The 16,353-nt window shown below is 61.7% G+C and carries 13 protein-coding genes, 1 pseudogene and 1 riboswitch; of the genes and pseudogenes, 12 read left to right on the top strand and 2 right to left on the bottom strand.

Annotation, left to right across the window (positions count from 1 at the left end; translation table 11 throughout):
• The first annotated feature begins 37 nt into the window (after window positions 1–37).
• Window positions 38–236: riboswitch (cobalamin riboswitch) on the top strand.
• 233 nt (window positions 237–469) lie between these two features.
• The 12 genes and pseudogenes from F560_RS0106135 (at window position 470) to F560_RS0106190 (ending at window position 12,935) form a co-directional block, all read left to right on the top strand.
• On the top strand, window positions 470–1,480 hold the full coding sequence (locus F560_RS0106135) for an ABC transporter substrate-binding protein (RefSeq protein ID WP_019004845.1): 1,011 nt from the start codon (window positions 470–472) through the stop codon (window positions 1,478–1,480).
• A complete protein-coding gene (locus tag F560_RS0106140) occupies window positions 1,477–2,511 on the top strand; it encodes a FecCD family ABC transporter permease (protein ID WP_026298127.1) in 1,035 nt (344 codons plus the stop codon). The genes F560_RS0106135 and F560_RS0106140 overlap by 4 nt, the downstream gene beginning before the upstream one ends.
• A gap of 15 nt (window positions 2,512–2,526) precedes the next feature.
• Window positions 2,527–3,375 carry an ABC transporter ATP-binding protein gene (locus tag F560_RS0106145; protein WP_019004847.1) on the top strand — a complete coding sequence of 283 codons (849 nt, stop codon included), beginning with the start codon at window positions 2,527–2,529 and terminating at the stop codon, window positions 3,373–3,375.
• Window positions 3,372–4,430: a nicotinate-nucleotide--dimethylbenzimidazole phosphoribosyltransferase gene (gene cobT / locus F560_RS0106150; protein ID WP_019004848.1), complete on the top strand. Its 1,059-nt coding sequence runs from the start codon at window positions 3,372–3,374 to the stop codon at window positions 4,428–4,430. Before F560_RS0106145 ends, cobT begins: the two co-directional genes overlap by 4 nt.
• A gap of 16 nt (window positions 4,431–4,446) precedes the next feature.
• Window positions 4,447–5,022, top strand: a complete 576-nt coding sequence (gene cobU, locus F560_RS0106155; RefSeq protein WP_019004849.1) for a bifunctional adenosylcobinamide kinase/adenosylcobinamide-phosphate guanylyltransferase — start codon at window positions 4,447–4,449, stop codon at window positions 5,020–5,022.
• Window positions 5,019–5,996 carry an adenosylcobinamide-phosphate synthase CbiB gene (gene cbiB / locus F560_RS0106160; protein WP_019004850.1) on the top strand — a complete coding sequence of 326 codons (978 nt, stop codon included), beginning with the start codon at window positions 5,019–5,021 and terminating at the stop codon, window positions 5,994–5,996. The genes cobU and cbiB overlap by 4 nt, the downstream gene beginning before the upstream one ends.
• Window positions 5,993–6,781 (top strand): adenosylcobinamide-GDP ribazoletransferase, encoded by a 789-nt coding sequence (cobS, locus tag F560_RS0106165; RefSeq protein ID WP_019004851.1) that lies wholly within the window; start codon window positions 5,993–5,995, stop codon window positions 6,779–6,781. The genes cbiB and cobS overlap by 4 nt, the downstream gene beginning before the upstream one ends.
• 857 nt (window positions 6,782–7,638) lie before the next feature.
• On the top strand, window positions 7,639–8,733 hold the full coding sequence (cobD, locus tag F560_RS26500; RefSeq protein WP_019004852.1) for a threonine-phosphate decarboxylase CobD: 1,095 nt from the start codon (window positions 7,639–7,641) through the stop codon (window positions 8,731–8,733).
• Complete coding sequence (locus F560_RS26505; RefSeq protein WP_019004853.1) at window positions 8,730–10,388, top strand: cobyric acid synthase; 1,659 nt, start codon at window positions 8,730–8,732, stop codon at window positions 10,386–10,388. The genes cobD and F560_RS26505 overlap by 4 nt, the downstream gene beginning before the upstream one ends.
• A gap of 11 nt (window positions 10,389–10,399) precedes the next feature.
• A pseudogene (locus tag F560_RS24155) lies at window positions 10,400–10,911 on the top strand (cob(I)yrinic acid a,c-diamide adenosyltransferase); the annotation flags it as partial.
• Between the two features lie 421 nt (window positions 10,912–11,332).
• A complete protein-coding gene (locus F560_RS0106185) occupies window positions 11,333–11,764 on the top strand; it encodes an Hsp20/alpha crystallin family protein (RefSeq protein ID WP_019004855.1) in 432 nt (143 codons plus the stop codon).
• Window positions 11,765–12,080: 316 nt separating this feature from the next.
• The gene (locus F560_RS0106190) at window positions 12,081–12,935 is read left to right on the top strand and encodes an AraC family transcriptional regulator (RefSeq protein WP_019004856.1); all 855 of its coding nucleotides are present in this window, start codon (window positions 12,081–12,083) and stop codon (window positions 12,933–12,935) included.
• A gap of 27 nt (window positions 12,936–12,962) precedes the next feature.
• On the opposite strand, the gene F560_RS0106195 is transcribed toward F560_RS0106190, so the two are convergent.
• On the bottom strand, window positions 12,963–14,540 hold the full coding sequence (locus F560_RS0106195) for a response regulator transcription factor (protein WP_019004857.1): 1,578 nt from the start codon (window positions 14,538–14,540) through the stop codon (window positions 12,963–12,965).
• A gap of 13 nt (window positions 14,541–14,553) precedes the next feature.
• The gene (locus F560_RS0106200) at window positions 14,554–16,344 is read right to left on the bottom strand and encodes a sensor histidine kinase (protein ID WP_019004858.1); all 1,791 of its coding nucleotides are present in this window, start codon (window positions 16,342–16,344) and stop codon (window positions 14,554–14,556) included.
• Window positions 16,345–16,353: the final 9 nt, after the last annotated feature.

The following is a 16,353-nucleotide window of genomic DNA, read 5'->3' on the forward strand; positions in this document are numbered from 1 at the left end:
ATAATGCGGAGGAAGCGGCCAACGCTTGAAAAATAGAATGAGATTTCGGCCAGTTGGTGCCTTGCCCGGTTTTCGGACCGGACAAGGGTAAAAGGGAAGCCGGTGAAAGTCCGGCGCGGTCCCGCCACTGTTATCCGGATGCGTCCCCCACAATGCCACTGCTTTGCGGAAGCGGGAAGGCGGGGGACGCGGCATCGCCGGTAAGCCAGGAAACCTGCCAGCTGCGCTTAGCCAACGGAATCCTTCGCGGAAAGGATCGGCTAGATCAGGAGTTTGACCATGCTTGGGACCCTTTGTGCCTGCCGACGGGGTTCTTGGCGTTGGTTCTTGGCGTTCTGTTTCCCTGATTTGCTGACCCTGCTTGCCGGCGACGGAAGCGGGGTTTTGTCGTTTTACGATCGGTTGGAGTCTTTCATTCGAATCTCAAGCGGTGTCCGTCAAACCAGACAGAAAGGAATGTTGGGTGGACATGAAACGCTACTTAACGGGGTTGATCTCGCTTGTGCTGCTGGTTGCGGCGCTGGCCGGATGCGGCGGCTCGAACCGGGAAGGGGGAGCGTCGCCCACCGCTTCGGTCAGTTCGCCGGCATCCGCATCGCCCGCCGCGTCGCCTTCGGCAAGCGAACCATCGAAGGAGACGCAGTATCCGCTGACGGTTAAGGATGCAACCGGCGAGTCGTTCACGTTCGACCGGGCGCCGGAACGCATCGTCTCCACCTCTCCGGCCGAAACGGAAATCCTGTTCGCGCTCGGGCTCGGCGATCAGGTGGTCGGGGTCTCCGATTTCGATAACTACCCGGAAGAGGCGACGCAAAAACAGAAGGTCGGCAGCATCATGAAGCCGAACGAGGAAACGCTTGTCAGCCTGAAGCCCGATTTGGTCATTACGGGCATCTCGATGCCGGAAGACGTCGTGACCAAGCTTCGCTCGCTTGGCCTGAAGCTGTACAAAACGGATCCGAAATCGATCGACGACGTCATGAACAACATTTTGCAGATCGGCAAAATCACGAACCGGCAGCAGGAAGCCGAAGCGCTCGTCGATTCGATGAAGAAGGACGTCGCGCGGGTAACCGAAGCGGTGGCGGGCGTGAAGGAAGAAGACAAGAAGAAAGTTTACGTCGAATTCGCTCCGGGCTGGACGGTCGGCAAAGGCGAATTCATGGACGAGCTGATTACGCTGGCCGGAGGCATTAACGTGGCGGGCGACACCGAAGGCTGGAATCAGATCAACGAAGAAACGATCGTGCAAAAGGATCCGGACGTCATTTTGTTCACGCTGGGCGTCACGGACAGCGAATCGGGCAAAACGCTGGAGGAAATTATCCGCGGCCGCAGCGGATGGGACCAAATCAAGGCGATCAAGGATAACCGCGTTATCGGCCTCGATCAGGACGTGCTGTCGCGTCCCGGTCCGCGCATTACGCAAGGACTCATAGACGTGGCCAAAGCGATTTATCCCGACCTGGTGAAAGAATGAGACGAAAAGTGGTGATAGGGGGAGGAGCCGCGCTTGCGCTCCTTCTTCTTACCGTGACGTTCAGCCTTTCGACGGGATCGGCGAACTTGCCGCCGGCGGACGTATGGGGCATTTTGCTGCACAGCCTGCCCGGAGCGGACGCTTGGCTGACGCCCCATTGGGAGGTGTCGAGCGAGCAGATCGTTCTGAAAATCCGCTTGCCCCGCATCGCGCTCGCCATTCTGATCGGCGCCATGCTGTCGGTCGCGGGGGCGGGTTTTCAGGGCGTACTGCGCAATCCGCTCGCCGATCCTTACACGCTCGGCGTCGCGTCCGGCTCGGCGGTCGGCGCCGCGTTTCTCATGCTGACGGGCCTCAGCTACGGCCTGTTTGCGCAGTGGACCGTTCCGGTCGTCGCCTTTGCGACCGGACTGCTCAGCCTGGCGCTGGTGCTGAGGCTCGCCCGCGTGCAGGGGCGCCTCCGCATGGAGACGCTGCTGCTGTCGGGCGTCGTGCTGCAGGCTTTTTTCGGCTCGCTCGTGTCGTTTATGGTTTCGAGATCGGACAAGGTCATTAACGAGATCGTATTCTGGATGCTCGGCAGCCTGGCGCTCAGGGGATGGTCGTATTCGGCCGTGCTGCTGCCTTATTTGGCGGCCGGTCTTATCGTCATGATGGGCTACGCGCGCACGCTGAATTTGTTTGCGCTCGGGGAAAGGCAGGCCGCGCATCTGGGCGTGCGCGTCGAGCGGACAAAGGTCGCCATTCTCGTCGTCTGCACGCTGATGACGGCGGCGGCCGTGTCGGTCGTCGGCATTATCGGTTTTGTCGGCATGGTGGTGCCCCATCTGATCCGGCTGCTGACCGGACCGGACTACCGCTTGCTCATTCCGCTGTCCGCGATCGGCGGCGCCGTTTACTTGCTGCTGGCGGATACGGCGGCCCGCACGCTGCTTGCGCCGACGGAAATCCCGATCGGCGTCGTGACCGCCTTTCTCGGCGCGCCGTTTTTCGCTTACCTGCTCCGGCGCAAAAGCCGGTCCAGAGGGTAGAAGAGGGGGAGAAGCATGATTGCGGCAGACCGTCTGGGCAAGTCGTACGGGGGAAGCCGGGTGCTGTCGGACGTCAGCTTTACCGTGTACGAAGGGGAGTTTTTCGGCATTATCGGACCGAACGGCAGCGGCAAATCGACGCTGCTCAAGCTGCTGTCCGGCGTGGAGAAGGCGGATGAAGGCTCGGTTGCGCTCGGCGGCAAAACGGTCGTCGCGCCGGACGGGACGCGTTCGGTAAGCGGAGGCCGCCCGGTCGCGGAGTACGCGCGCAAGGAGTTGGCGCGGTTTGTCGCCGTGCTGGAACAGGAGGCGCTGCCGCAAATCGGGTTTACGGTGCGGGAGGTGGCCGAAATGGGGCGGTTCCCGTACCAGAATTGGCTCGGCGAGGAACCGGAAGGCGCGGACGGGACGATCGATTCGATCCTGGACCGGCTCGGGCTCGCCCCGCTTGCCGACCGGACGCTCGAGCATCTGAGCGGCGGGGAACGGCAGCGCGTCGCGCTGGCGAAAGTGATGGCGCAGGAGCCGCGGCTGCTTTTGCTGGACGAGCCGACGACCTATCTTGATATCGGCAGGCAAATCCAGCTGATGGACAGCATCTGCGATTGGCAAAAACGGACGGAGGGCCTTACGGTCGTCGCCGTGCTGCACGATTTGAATTTGGCGGCGCTGTACTGCGACCGGCTGCTGCTGCTGAACCGGGGGGAAGCCGTCGGGATCGGCACGCCGGAGGAGATTCTGACGGCCGAACGGATCAAGGCCGTATACGGCATATCGCCGGTTGTGACGGCGCATCCGGCAACCGGGGCGCCGCAAATTTTGCTGCAGCCGGAATCGGGAGTCAAGGGAGAACAACGAGGATGACGACATGGATTCAATCGGTAATCGACGGCATCGGTCCGCTTGACGAGCGGGCGATGCGGGAAGCGGAAGAGAGGCTCGGCCAATTGACGAAGCCGCCGGGGAGTCTCGGCAGGCTGGAGGCGCTCGCGGTTCGGCTGGCGGGCATAACCGGAGTCGCCGTGCCGCCGGCGCCGCTCAAGAAGGCGGTCGTCGTCATGGCGGCCGACCATGGCGTTTGCGAGGAAGGCGTGAGCGCCTTCCCGCAGGAGGTGACGCCGCAGATGGTTCTGAACTTTCTGAACGGCGGCGCGGCGATCAACGTGCTGTCGCGGCAGACCGGCGCGGATGTCGTCTGCGTCGATATCGGCGTGAAGGGCGAACTGAAGCACGAAAAGCTGCTGTCGCGCAAAGTGCGGCCCCAGGGCACGGCGAATATCGCGAGGGGGCCGGCGATGTCGCGCGGCGAAGCCGAACGGGCGATTTCCGTCGGCATGGAGCTGGCGGTCGAGCTGTACGGGCAGGGCTACCGCCTGCTGGCCACGGGCGAGATGGGCATCGGCAATACGACGCCGAGCGCGGCGCTGCTTGCCGTTCTGGCCGGGCTCGACGTCAAGGAAGCCGTCGGAAGAGGTACCGGCGTGAACGAGGAGGGACTGCTGCGCAAACAGGATGCCGTGCTGCGGGCGATTGAAACGAACCGTCCCGATCCCGGGGACGCGATGGATGCGCTGGCCAAGGTCGGGGGGCTGGAAATCGCCGGGCTGGCCGGTCTGATTCTCGGCGCGGCCGCCAAGCGCTGTCCGGTCGTCGTCGACGGTTTTATTTCCTCCGTGGCGGCCTTGGTTGCCTGCCGGATGGCGCCGTCCGCCCGGGATTATTTGATTCCGTCCCACCTGTCCGGAGAACGGGGACACCGGCTCGTGCTGCAGGAACTGGGCCTGGAGCCGATGCTTCACCTGGAGATGCGGCTCGGCGAAGGCACAGGCGCGGCGCTCTGCTTTCCGCTGATCGACGCGGCGGGCGGCGTGCTGAGGGAAATGGCGACGTTCGACAGCGCCGGAGTGTCCAGAGGCTGAGAGGAGGCGGGCGGTCATGGTCGTGCTGGTGACCGGCGGAGCGAGAAGCGGCAAAAGCTCGTTTGCCGAAAAATACGCCGCGCTGTCGGCCGAACGCGGCGTCTATGTGGCGACCTCGCAGATAGGAGACGAGGAGATGGAGCGGCGCGTCGCGCTGCATCGCGGGCGGCGCGAGCGCGGCGGTTTTCCGTGGGAAACGGTCGAGGAGCCGTACGAGCTGTGCCGGGTGCTGCGGGAGCAAGAAGAGGCGCCGGTCGTGCTGGTCGATTGCCTGACGCTGTGGCTGTCGAACTGGCTGCTGCGGGAAGAAGCGGCAGCCGATGCCGAAGCCCGCGTCATCCGGCGGATCGATGAGCTGGCCGGGCTGCTCGGCGGATACGCGGGCCATGCCGTGCTCGTCACGAACGAGGTTGGCGACGGTATCGTTCCCGAAACCCGGCTCGGACGCGTATACCGCGATTTGGCGGGCGTGATGAATCAGCGGGTGGCGGCGGTTAGCGACCGCGTTTTTCTCGTGACGGCGGGCATTCCGGTCGAATTGAAAAGCCTGGCGTTCCGCTGGCCGGAGGAAGGGACGGACGCGCGGGCATGATGTTTTGGTCCGTCCGGGAAACGTTGCTGCTCCTGGCCGCCGCCATCGTTATCGACTGGTGCGTCGGCGATCCGCCCCGTCTGCCGCATCCGGTCGTCGGGATCGGGAAGCTGATCGGCCTGCTCGAACGGCTGCTGCTTCGCGGCAGCGGGTCCCGAACCGTCACCCGCCTGAAGGGCGCCGTCCTGGCGCTGACGGTCGTGGCGGCGACGGCGCTGCTGATGTGGGGGCTGTGTCTGCTGGCGTACCGGATTCACCCTTGGGCCGGCTTTGCCGTGAACGCGTGGTTTATTTCGACGACGATTGCGGTCAAGGGGTTAAAGGACGCGGCCATGCTCGTCTACGAGCCTTTGCGGCAAGGGGATTTGGCGCTGGCCCGGAAGATGGTCGGCCGGATCGTCGGCCGCGACACGGACGGTCTGGAGGAACGGGAGGTCGCCCGCGCGGCGGTCGAGACGGTGGCGGAAAACACGGTGGACGCCTTCGTGGCGCCGCTGTTTTTCGCGCTGATCGGGGCGGCCCCGCTGGCCATGCTGTACCGGGCGGCGAACACGCTCGATTCGATGGTCGGCTACAAAAACGAAAAATACCGCGATTTCGGCTGGGCTTCCGCCCGGCTTGACGATGCGCTGAACTGGATTCCCGCGAGGGTGACGGGCGCGCTGCTCAGCTTGACGGCGGCCTGTTCGCGCAACGCTTCGGGAAAAAGGGCGTGGCGCGCGATCCGGACGTTCGCGCATCTGCATCCGAGCCCGAACAGCGGCATTCCCGAAGCGGCCGTGGCGGGAGCGCTCGGCGTCGAGCTCGGGGGAACGAACCGGTACGGCGGCGTCGTCAGCGAACGCGCCCGGCTCGGCTGGCCTTTGCGCCCGCTCGAGGCGGACGATATCGTCCGGACGGTTCGCTTGATGTACGGGGTGAGTTGCTGGCTGGCGGGGGGATTGCTGTGCGTATGGTTAAGTCTGGAGTTATGAGCGCTGTCGAACCGCTGGTCGTCGCGCTGCAGTTTTTGACGCGGATTCCGGTGCCCGTGAAGGCGGAATTTACGGAGCGGAACTGCCGGCGGAGCGTTGTTTTCTATCCGGCTGCAGGGCTTGCCATCGGCGGCCTGCTCGCCGCGGCCGCCTGGGCGCTCGGGCGCGCGTTGCCGCCGCTGCCGGCGGCGGCTTTGCTGACGGCGCTTTGGATCGCGCTGTCCGGCGCCCTGCATCTGGACGGCCTGATGGACACGGCCGACGGCTTGCTCAGCCACCGCTCGCGGGAGCGGATGCTGGAGATTATGAAGGACAGCCGGGTCGGGGCGATGGGCGTTGCCGCCGGCTCGCTGTCCGTGTTGCTGCGGGCGGCGCTGCTGTCTTCGCTGCTCGAAGGCGGCGGCGCGTTCGCGCTGACGGTTCTTGCGCTGGTTCCGGTCTGGAGCCGCGCCTTCATGCCGGCCGCCATCGCCGGCTGGCCCTACGCCCGCCTGCCGGGCGAAGGGCTCGGCGGCCTGTTTCGCGGCGTCAAGGCCCGGCACGCGGTTTGCGCTTTTCTGGCCGCCGCCGCGATCGGCGCTGCCGTTGCCGCCGTAGCGGGGCTGTGGAGCCTGCGGGAGGCGGCCGTCCTGCTGGCAGCCGCGGCGGCGTTTGCCTATGCCGCCGGGGCGCTGCTTGCCTCCGCCGCGGCGCGCAAGCTGGGCGGGCTGACCGGGGACGTCTACGGCGCGCTGAACGAATGCATCGAGATCGGCCTGCTGCTGCTTGCGGTTGCCTATATTTGATGATTCGGGGAGTGCGCCGCCGATCCTGGCGTGCCGCTTGGCTGTTTGGCCGCCAGACCGCCAAGCGTGTGGCCGCGTCGTCGTTTGTCTGTCGCTGATCGCGCGGTCGCTTACTGCGGGGCCATGACCGCGTCCTCGCTTGTTGCCTGGCCGCTTGACCGTGCCGTCGTTGACTGCGCTTATTGCGCGGCCTTGCGTGCGTCTTCGCTTGACCGTCGCTTGATTGCGCGGTTGCACGGTCGCTCGCGTCGGCTGTGCGAATGCGTGTATTTTTCCGGCAGTAAAGCCGGACACAGCATCCGCTATTTTCTCCGAGCGCTCCGATATTCGTCCGGATCCGGACATACGATCCGCTAAAGGCGCTAAAACCGCCGAAATCGGCTCAATTATGAGCGCATAACGGAACCTCTGTCCGGCAGTCCGCCGAATGGGCCTTCCCGAGCGGAAATAAGGGAACGACGGTCCGGACACGACAACTGCTTGTTCGCCCCTGCCGTTTGCGCCAACCGTTAACCAGTTACGGCAACCGTTCGCACAACCGGTTACACCAACCGTTCGCCCCAACCGTTTGCGCCAACCGGTTACACCAACCAGTTCCGCCAACCATCTGTGAACCGTTTTCGCCAACGAACCTGAACAAACGGGATACGAGCCGATGAAAAGCCGGGGGAAAGGCGGAAAAGGGAAAATGGCCGTCATCTTCTAACTAGATCGCGCCAACAAATACGCCAATCAAACATGAACATAGAACGCTAGAATGCTAAAACGCTAGAACGCTAGAACGCGCCTTGCCATACCTTTTGACTTGCCATACATAGCAATTTACTTTTCATACGTTGAAAAAGGAGGAAGCGGCCATGCTGGAACGTTACGGGCACGGGGGCGACTGGGATACGGCGGAAGAGCGGTACGGCAAGCCGGAGGCCGGTTGGCTGGATTACAGCGCCAATATGAATCCGGCGGGTCCGCCGCCTTGCGTCGAGCGGATCTTTCGGGAGCGGTGGCGAGACATCGCGCGCTATCCCGATCCGGCCGTCCGCGGTTTGCGGCGGAAGCTGGCCGCGGCGTACGGGATTCCGGAGGACAGCATCCTCGCCGGCAACGGAGCGGCGGAACTGATCGATCTCGCCGTCAGGGGGCTCGCGCCGCGCGAAGCGGTTCTTGTGCAGCCTTCGTTTTCGGAATACGGGGAGGCGCTGCGCAAGGCGGGCGTGAAGACGCGGGAGCTCGTGCTGAGAGCGGAAAACGGCTTCGAGCTGACCGCTGCGGAAGCAGCCGGCCTTTCCCTGGCGGAAGGCAGCTGCGTCTTCCTCGGGCATCCGAACAATCCGACGGGAAGGCTCGTTCCGGCTAAAACGATGGCGCTGCTCAAGCAATCGCCTGCAACGCTGCTGATTGACGAAGCCTTTATGGACTTTGTCCCGCACGCCGAGGACGTCTCGCTGCTTCGGGAAGCCGCCGCGTCCGAGCGCATCGCCGTTTTCCGCTCCATGACGAAGTTTTACGCCATCCCCGGCATCCGTCTCGGCTTCATGGTCGCCCATCCGCGGATCATCGCCCGTCTTCGGGAATTGCAGCCGCCCTGGAGCGTCAATTTTCTCGCTCAACGCATCGGGGAAGCGCTGCCGGACGAACGGGAATACGCGGAAAAAACGCTGGCATGGCTTGCCGAGGAGCGGCCCTGGCTGATCCGGCGGCTTGAACGCCTCGGTCTGGACGTCGTGCCGAGCGAGACGAACTACTTGCTCGCCGCGCTGCCCGGGGATGGCGCATGGGATGCGCCGAAGCTGCAGGAGCGCCTTGCGAGACGCGGCATTCTGATTCGCGACGCCTCGCGGTTTACGGGTCTTGACGCGCGTTATTTCCGCATCGCCGTCCGGCTGCGGCGGGAGAACGAGCGGCTGCTTGCCGAGCTGGAACAGGCGCTGCGGGAAGGAGCGGATCGGCCGTGACGAAGGCGAAAGCGCGAACGCTCATGCTGCAGGGCACCGCCTCCGACGTCGGCAAAAGCGTGCTGACCGCCGCCTTGTGCCGGATTTTCAAGCAGGACGGCTACCGGGTCGCCCCGTTCAAATCGCAAAACATGTCCAACAATTCGTACGTAACGCCGGACGGCAAGGAAATCGGCCGGGCGCAAGGGATGCAGGCCGATGCGTGCGGCATCCCGGCGACGACGGACATGAATCCGATTTTGCTCAAGCCGAGCCGGGAGATGTCCGCGCAAGTCGTCGTGCACGGCAAGCCTTACCGCGATCTGGACGCCAGAACGTACCGGGAATCGTATTTGCCGCAGGCCGAGGCGATTGTAAAGGAATCGTTGGAACGGCTTAGAGCCGCATACGATATCGTCGTGATCGAAGGCGCGGGAAGCCCGGCGGAGATCAACCTGAAGGATCGGGATATCGTCAACATGCGGCTGGCGAAGTGGGCGGACGCTCCGGTGCTGCTGGTCGCCGACATCGACCGGGGCGGGGTGTTCGCTTCCGTCGTCGGCACGCTGGAGCTGCTGGAACCGGAAGAGCGCGAGAGGGTAAAAGGCATCGTCATCAACAAGTTCCGGGGCGACCTCTCGCTGCTGCAGCCCGGGCTCGACTGGTTGGAGCGGCGAATCGGCAAGCCCGTCGTGGGGGTCGTTCCGTACTTGCCGGGTCTTGCGCTGGAGGACGAGGATTCGGCCTCGCTTGATGGCAAGCGCAATCGCGCGCCGAAGCAGGAGCCGTTGACGGACCGCGAACGAAAGCGCGAAGGCTCCGGGGGCATTTCCCCGGACGTCCGCTCCAGCGGCAGCGCCCAAGGCGTTGTCCCGCCCGGCCGCCCGCTCGACATTGCGATTATCCGGCTGCCGCGCATCTCGAACTTTACCGACGCCGACCCGCTGCTGGCGGAGCCGGATACGACCGTCCGCTACGTTTCGTCGGTAGACGACTGGGGAGAGCCGGACGCGGTCATTCTGCCCGGCAGCAAAAACACGGCCGAAGACCTGCGCCACCTGCGCGCCAGCGGCCTGGAAGCGAAGCTGCTCGCGTTCGCCGAGCGCGGCGGCCGGGTCGTCGGCATTTGCGGCGGGTATCAAATGATGGGCCGGCGGCTGGCGGACCCGGAAGGAGTGGAGTCCGCTTCGGCCGTGACCGAAGGCATCGGGCTGCTGCCGCTGGAGACGGTGTTCGCGTCCGACAAGCGGACCGAGCGGGTGACAGGGACGGCCGACTTGAACGTTCCCGGCGGCCCGGCGCTAAAGGTCGAAGGCTACGAAATCCATATGGGCCGCACCCGCGCGCTGGAGCCGGTCCATGCGCCGTTTTGCCTCCGTTCCGAGCGGTCGCCCGATGTGCCGGACGCTTATCACCCGGACGGAGCGATGTCCGCGGACGGGAAGCTGTGGGGAACGTATTTGCACGGCGTGTTCCACAACGACGCTTTGCGCCGGGCTTGGCTGAACCAGCTTCGCGCGGACAAGGGGCTGCCGCCGCTTGACGAGCCAACCGATTTCGGAAAAATCCGGGAGCGAGCGTTCGATCTTCTGGCGGATCACGTCCGGAGGCACCTGGATATGGCGCGAATCTATCGAATGATCGGGGCGGAGATCGGACATGGACAAGCCGAGTAAAGAACGCGGCCCTGGTGCTGGTATTTACGGGCGACGGTAAAGGCAAAACGACCGCCGCGATGGGCTGGCGGCAAGGGCGGCGGGCCGGGGGCACCGCGTGCTGGCGATTCAGTTTATCAAGTCGCCGCAGCGAAGCTACGGAGAGCAGATTGCGCTGCAAAAGCTGGGTGTCGAAATCGTGCAGACCGGCGCCGGCTTCACCTGGACGAAAACGCCTGAGGAACATAGGGAGGCGCTGCGCCAAGGCTGGGCGCTGGCCAGGGAACGGATTTTGCGCGGCAAGGAGAAGCTCATCATTCTCGACGAGATCAATAACGCGCTCGCGATTGACCGCTTCCCGATCGACGACGTGCTCCCGCTGCAGGAAGTGCTGGAGACGATTAGCCGCCGGCCGCAGGGGATGCACCTGGTGCTGACCGGACGGGACGCGCACCCGGACATCATCGCTGCTGCCGACCTTGTGACGGAAATGAAGGCGGTCAAGCACTATTACGACGAAGGCGCAACGGCCGTCATGGGATTGAATTGTAGCCGCCTATGTTGGATTTTGTACAGGATATCGGCCCCTTTTTGCTGCATACCGCTTCTATCCCGCATTTCATCCAATAGAACTTCGTAGGTAGACAGCTTTACCCGCTTGAGCGGGCCAAAAGACGGGATATTTCCAACATAGGTACGCTGCCACCGCCTAAACGACTCATTTTACTGGACAATTTCCAAGATAGACAGCCCCTTCCATCCCTATGCCGGCCAAGACGGGGACGTCAACCAGAAGGCCTTGATCGGCGAACTGAAAAGCGGCCTGCACAAAGGACGCAAAGGCGAGTGTTCACCCGGGCGGCTCGGACCTTCCGGTCGGATTTCCGGCGCAACGCGAACTTGCATAAAACATGCGGAGATGTCAAAAATTAAACACCGAATCTATCCAAGAGGAGGTTTATCGCGTGTCGCTTACGCCATACGAACCGTTCGGCGCTTTGGAGCATTGGAGAAGGGATTTGGACCGTTTCTTTAACGATTTTCCGGCAAGTCTCAGGCCGGGAAGCGGCTTCCCCCGCATGGATGTCTATGAGACCGACAAAGAAGTCGTAGTGCATTGCGAAATTCCCGGCGTCGAGAAAAAAGAGGACATCCATATCGATGTGAACGGAGACCGGCTGACCGTCGGAGGCGTATACCATAGCTCCAGGGAATTGAAGGAGGCGCAAATGCACCGGCGGGAACGGTTCGAAGGACGCTTTCAGCGCTCGGTGACGCTGCCTGCGCAGGTCAAGAACGAAGGCATTACCGCCAGCTATAAGAATGGGCTGCTCGAAATCCATTTGCCCAAGCAGGAACCGGGATCGAACAACCGTATCGACATCGAGTTTCATTGAAGCCAAGACGAAGACAACGTGAACAGTAATAAATCAGCCGCTTGTTTTCCGGACCGGACGGGATGCGAGCGGTTTTTTTGCCGGGAAAAACGAGGACTCGGGGGTTTCCGGAATTGAGTTTTTGCCGGGAAAAACGAGGACTCGGGGGTTTCCGGAATTGAGTTTTTGCCGGGAAAAACGAGGACTCGGGCGTTTCCGGAATTGAGCTTTTGCCGGGCAAAACGGGGACTCGAGGCATTCCCGGATTTGAGCTTGCCGGACAAAATCGGCTATGATGGCGAAGAGACATCGAGGATGTTCCGGAGGCGTCATACGTATGAAAATCGTCGAGGATCTGGATTCCCGTTCCGTCGGTATGGAGACGGCTCCGACCGCATCGGCGAACGGGAGCCCGCTGTATGTTCAGTATATCGGTCATTATTACGCCAATCCGAAATACAGCATTGAGCGGGAGCGGCTCGACTCGTTCCTGCTTGCGTATTCGCTGCGGGGCAAAGGGGAATTGACGTATCGGGACAAGGTGTATCCGCTAGACAAAGGAACCGCCTTCATGATCGATTGCCGGGAATACCACCGGTACCGGAATATCGCGGATGACATTTGGGAATTCGCCTGGGTTCATTTTCACGGGCGAATGGCGGAGGATTACGTGCAGCCGTTCATGAAGTACGGCGGTCCGGTTACGGATGCGGAAGCCGCGCAAGGCGCCGATCAAATCCGCGCGATCATGCAGGCGATGAAGCAGGTGGACGAGCGCTCCGGCCTGCTGGGCTCGCTGCAGCTGATCGGGCTCGTCAACGGCCTGCTGCTTCAGGCCATGCGCGGCAAGCTGCAAGAGGAACGCGTTCCGGCTTACATCGCCCAAGCGAAGATGAGCCTGGAAAAGCGTCTTCGGGAAAGCTTCCGGCTGGACGATTGGGCGCGGGAATTTTCGCTCAGCAAGTACCACCTGTCCCGAGAATTCAAGCGTTATACCGGCTACAGCCCTTACGAGTATCTGCTCAATGTCCGGCTCAGGGCGGCCAAAGACTTGCTGCGGACGACCGATCTTACCGTCGAGGAGATTGCGCGGCAGGCGGGCTTTTCGAACGCCACCCAGTTCATACACATGTTCAAGCAGAAGGAAAGCATGACCCCGCTGCAGTTCCGCAAGGCTTGGCGGGGCCTTTAGCGCCGGGCAGCCGGCGTGTTCGGAGCTTCAGGAACGATTGCTGCGGTACTGCTCCGGGGTGAAGCCGGTCAATTTCTTGAACAGGCGGAAAAAATATTTGTCGTTGTCGAAGCCGAGCGTCTTGGCGATTTTGTACACCTTCTCGTCCGTCTCCGCAAGCAGCCGCTTCGCATGCTCGATGCGCAGCCGGTTTGTGTAGTCCGTAAAGTTTTCGCCGGTTTTCTCCTTGAACAGATAGCTCAAATAGCTCGGATTGAGATAAAACAGCGAGGCGACGCGGTCGAGCGTCAAATCCTTGCCGTAATTTTTTTGAATATACGTTTTGACGTTGTCGATCAGGCTGTCCGAGGAGTAGGGCGAGTTCTCCTTGAACAATCCTGTGATATCCGACAGCAGGCCGGACATATATTGGCGGATCTCTTCCGGTTCGAAGGACACGCTCATGACGGCTTCGAAGCTGGAGGACGGCGAGTTGCGGACGGGCGTCTGAAAGTAGCCGGCCAGCGCGTGCTTGACTTCCTGCACGATCTGGCGGCACTGTTCCTTCAGCGCGGCTAGCGGAAGATCCGGCCTCCGGGCGTAGCTGTCGAACAGATCCGCGATCAGCTCTTCGACGCGGGCGGCGTTGCCGGACTCCACGTAAAACAGCAGATCGTCCGCGCGATCCCAGACGGCGGGAAGGGGAGCGGGAGCTTCCTGCCGGTAGACGGCGAATCTCTTGCCTTCGCCGATCGGCCTTGCGTCAAGCACGGCCAGCGTCTCCTCGTAGGCGCGGCGCAATTCGGCCGCCGAGCCGTGAATGCCGCTGATGCCGACGACGGCCCGGCCTTGCCCGCTTGACTCGCAGCGCGCGATCCACGCTTGGGCCGCGCCGATCGCCGCCGCCGTCATGTCCGCGTCGTCCGCCATAGCCTGCGCCTGGCTCTGGCCCGCAAAGCGCAGCAGAACCATGCCCATCTGCTCGCTCTGCGGATGTGCGATATAAAGCTCGTTTTCGCCCGCAAATCCCGGGACTGCCGTTTCCGGCCCTTGCTTGCCGTATATCGTCAGAACGATGAACGAGGCGGGTGCATCCAGAAAATCGCGGAGGCGTCCGGAACGGAATTCCGGCAGCTTGTCCTTGGGATGAAGCCCGACCATCAGGTGGGCGAGCGCCTGCAAATCCGCCTGCAGGCTGATCTGCTCCTTCTCGGCGTTGCTCGTCTCCGCTTCCCGCCTCGAAGCGTTGTCTTTGTCCAGCGCGGCGACCGCTTTGCGGAGCGCCTCGTGGATTTCCTCCCGGCTGAACGGCTTGAGCAGATAGCCGACCACTTTGGCCGAAATCGCCTCCCGCATGTATTCGAAGTCGGAGTATCCGCTGATGATGATGATTTTTTTGTCCGGATAGTCCTGCTGAAGCGTGCGGAGCAGCAGCTTGCCGTCCATGACGGGCATCCGCATGTCGGTGAGGATGATGTCCGGATCGGCGGAACGGATGAGCGCCAGGGCGTCTTCTCCGTTGTCCGCTTCTCCGCAGAAGCTTAGTTCGCCGGGAAACGAATCGATTTTTTTGCGCATGCCTCTTCGGATGGAAGGCTCGTCGTCGACGATGATGTATTTGTACATGGCGCTAAACCTCCTATGCCATCGCGGGAATCTCGATTCGGACGGTCGTTCCGGCTCCTTGCGCGCTTTCGAAGGAGAGCCCGTATTCGGGACCGTAATACAGCGCGATTCGCGAATGCACGTTTTTCAGTCCGATGCTTTGCCGGCTGCGTTCGCCGATCCGGGCGAACTCGGGCTGTTCGGCCAGCCGTTTGCGGAGCTCCATCGCCTGCTCGGGGGTCATGCCGACGCCGTCGTCGGTCACTTCGAACACAATCCGGTCGCCGCGCGCAAAGCCCTTTATCGTGACGCATCCTTTGCCCCGCTTCGTTTCCAGCCCGTGATAGATCGCGTTTTCCACCAGCGGCTGCAGCAGCAGTTTCAGCATTTTGGCGTTTTCGATGCCGGCTTCGATCTGCTTGTCGAAACGAATCCGGTCCTCGTAACGGATACGCTGAATAGCGATATAATTGTCCACGTGCTTCAGTTCGTCCGAAATCGGCACCAGCTCGCTGTCCGTCTTGATGCTGTACCGGAACATATCCCCGAGCGCCTTGGTCATGACGGCGATGCTTTCGACTTCCTCCACTTCGGCTATGCTGTTGATCGATTCGAGCGTGTTGTACAGGAAGTGCGAGTTAATCTGCGCCTCCAGCGCCTTCATTTGCGCGTCCAACGTCAAAATCCGGTTCTGGTAGCGCTCCCGGATAAACGCGTCCATATCCTTCATCATCTTGTCGTATTCGTTGTACAAAATGCCGATTTCGTCCATCCGCCGCAGCTGCTTGTCGGCCGTCACGAACTTTTGCGATTTGTTTTTGCGCATGATCCGGCTCAGCTCGACGATCGGCTTCGTGATCAGGTTGGAGAGAACGATAGACAATAGGATAAAGATGGCGGCGCAGCTGACCGAGACGTAAAGAATGATTTTTTTGGAGATGCCGTACTCCTTGTAGAGCTCCGCCAGGGAAATGCTGGCGATAATCTTCCAGTCGTTGCTCGGGAACGACTGAATCAGCGTCAGCTTGCCGCCTTCGTGAAATTCCGCCTGGTCGGATCGCATCGCCTTTACTTGGCGGAAAATAGCGTCCGGCAGCTGCTGGCCGATCAGCTTGCGGGAAGCGTCGAACAAGATTTTGCCTTCCCCGTTGGCCAAATAAAGACTGGAAATATTCGGGATAATATCACGATCCAGCCCTTTGAAAATATCCAGGCTGCAGTCCAGCATGAACACGCCGAGAAATTGCTGCGAATCCAGGTCGTAGATGGCGCGGGAGAACATGATCGACGGCTTTGCGTTGATGATGAAGGGCTTGACGTCGACATTGCCGATGTACAGGCCGCCGCTCTTGGCGATGGTCTGTTCGTACCAATCGTCGCCAAGCGGATTGTAGCCCACCTTCAGGTCCGTGCCGATGCCGTAGCTGATCGATTTGCCGTCGGGGGAGAATAAATACAGGCCGTTGATATAATCGTAGCTCAAAATCAGGTTTTCAAAAATTTGCTTGAGCCGATTGCGGATCAGGAACGGGCTGTACGGGTCGTTTGCGGCAAGCAGCTTTTTGAGTTCGTCCCGGATCGTAATGGACGAGGCCGGGTCGGACGTCTGCTGCTGCAGCGTGATCGAAATCCGGTCGATATTTTGCAGAATCGTGTCGATCCGCTCCATCGTGTTGTTGATCGTATTGGAGGCGACAAGCGACGTTTGCTTGCTTACAAGGTTCGTGTAGCTCCGGTAGGAACTGAACGTGACGACGGTGATCGGGATGATGGAAATGGCGATGAATACGAGAAACAGCTTGTTGCGGATGCTGAAAAACGCCATGCCGGCCTC

It is taken from the genome of Cohnella laeviribosi DSM 21336, from assembly GCF_000378425.1.
Lineage (GTDB): Bacteria > Bacillota > Bacilli > Paenibacillales > Paenibacillaceae > Cohnella > Cohnella laeviribosi.

Coding starts and splice junctions, on each gene's coding strand:
- F560_RS0106140 (WP_026298127.1), top strand. CDS start 1,477: ATGAGACGAAAAGTGGTGATAGGGGGAGGAGCCGCGCTTGCGCTCCTT.
- cobS (WP_019004851.1), top strand. CDS start 5,993: ATGAGCGCTGTCGAACCGCTGGTCGTCGCGCTGCAGTTTTTGACGCGG.
- cobD (WP_019004852.1), top strand. CDS start 7,639: ATGCTGGAACGTTACGGGCACGGGGGCGACTGGGATACGGCGGAAGAG.
- cbiB (WP_019004850.1), top strand. CDS start 5,019: ATGATGTTTTGGTCCGTCCGGGAAACGTTGCTGCTCCTGGCCGCCGCC.
- F560_RS0106195 (WP_019004857.1), bottom strand. CDS start 14,540: ATGTACAAATACATCATCGTCGACGACGAGCCTTCCATCCGAAGAGGC.
- F560_RS0106145 (WP_019004847.1), top strand. CDS start 2,527: ATGATTGCGGCAGACCGTCTGGGCAAGTCGTACGGGGGAAGCCGGGTG.
- cobU (WP_019004849.1), top strand. CDS start 4,447: ATGGTCGTGCTGGTGACCGGCGGAGCGAGAAGCGGCAAAAGCTCGTTT.
- F560_RS0106135 (WP_019004845.1), top strand. CDS start 470: ATGAAACGCTACTTAACGGGGTTGATCTCGCTTGTGCTGCTGGTTGCG.
- F560_RS0106200 (WP_019004858.1), bottom strand. CDS start 16,344: ATGGCGTTTTTCAGCATCCGCAACAAGCTGTTTCTCGTATTCATCGCC.
- F560_RS0106190 (WP_019004856.1), top strand. CDS start 12,081: ATGAAAATCGTCGAGGATCTGGATTCCCGTTCCGTCGGTATGGAGACG.
- cobT (WP_019004848.1), top strand. CDS start 3,372: ATGACGACATGGATTCAATCGGTAATCGACGGCATCGGTCCGCTTGAC.